We start from the raw sequence: 1,264 nt of genomic DNA on the forward strand, positions 1-1,264 counted from the left end.
AGGAAGTTGACAGTCCCCCAATCCACGAAGTCGGCTACCATCCCCGAGCCCAGCAGAAGGCAGGCCAGTACACCACTGGGGCTGTGACGCAAGCCGTAGGCCATGGCCAAACCGCCCATCCCCCAGGCCCAAAACAGGCCTGCCGCGGATCCCCCAAGCTGAACCCACTGGGCCATCAGGCCAATACAGGCTCCCAGGGTCAGTTCACCGGCTATCAGCAGGGCGCTGCCCAGCCGTCGGAGCCGTCGGGATCCCTGCTGCCAAACCTGGAAGCCAGCCACCTGCAGCCCTACCATGAGGGCCAAGCACCCCCAGGCTCTTGCCCAGCGGGGAATGGCAGCCCAGTTGGCCGCCACAAAGGAGATCACCCCTAGGCCCACCAGAACTGCGCCAAACAGCAGCAGCACCAGGGCAAATCGCCCGCCGGCTGAGCGTTGCAAACTCTCCAGTTGGTAATACTCCCGCAGGCGATCCCGTTGGGCAGGTTCGATCAACCCCTGCTCCACCCAGGTGTTCAGCAGGTCGGCCAGTTGGCGGCGGAAACGCTCGCCGGGGTAGGGGGGGCGGGGAGAGGTCATGGCGGGATCCCGACAAGCGAAAGGAGGCTCGGGCGTTAAAGGAGTGGGATCGCTGAGGCGATTATAGTCCCTCACCCCTGGCTCCTCTCCCTCTAGGAGAGAAGGAATTGGGATCCCACTGCCTGAAGCACCCGCTGCAACACCTCTTGATAGCCAGCTACTGGATCCCCCAGATCAAAGCGAAAGAGATCTTTATCCAGCACCCGCGGCTCAGATCCCCCCCGATCCCAAAGACGGCAGGTATCGGGGCTAATCTCGTCGGCTAGCAGGATCTCTCCCTTCTCGTCCAGGCCAAACTCCAGCTTAAAGTCCACCAACTCTAGGCGGCAGCTTCGCCAGAAAGCCTGCAGATGGTTGTTGATGGCCAAAGCCAGGGATCCCAAGCGCTCCACCTGCTCCGGCGTGGCCAACTGCAATAGGCGGATGTGGTCGGGGGTTACCAAGGGATCCCCCAAGGCATCGTTTTTGTAATAGAACTCCACCAGCGGCGGCTCGATGGGAAGGCCCTGCTCCAGGCCCAGCCGTCGGCAGAGGCTACCCGCTGTGCGGTTGCGCACCACCACTTCCAAAGGCAGGATGTGCAAGGCTCGCACCTGCATCTCGGTGGGGCCGGTTTGGGCCAAGAAATGGTTGGGGATCCCTTGCTGCGCCAGGTAGGCAAACACATGGCTGGAGACGGTGCAATT

Annotated in this window: 2 protein-coding genes; both read right to left on the minus strand. The window is 62.3% G+C overall.

Going from position 1 to position 1,264, the window contains the following annotated elements; translation table 11 throughout:
* Positions 1-653, minus strand: a 653-nt coding sequence (locus tag NW820_RS08075) for a DUF2157 domain-containing protein (protein ID WP_414407191.1), incomplete at its 3' end; no start/stop codon positions are given.
* A gap of 17 nt (positions 654-670) precedes the next feature.
* A partial coding sequence (locus NW820_RS08080; RefSeq protein WP_414407192.1) for a phosphoribosylaminoimidazolesuccinocarboxamide synthase occupies positions 671-1,264 on the minus strand: 594 nt, incomplete at its 5' end.

Origin of the sequence: Synechococcus sp. R55.7, assembly GCF_047461955.1 — a bacterium.
Lineage (GTDB): Bacteria > Cyanobacteriota > Cyanobacteriia > Thermostichales > Thermostichaceae > Thermostichus.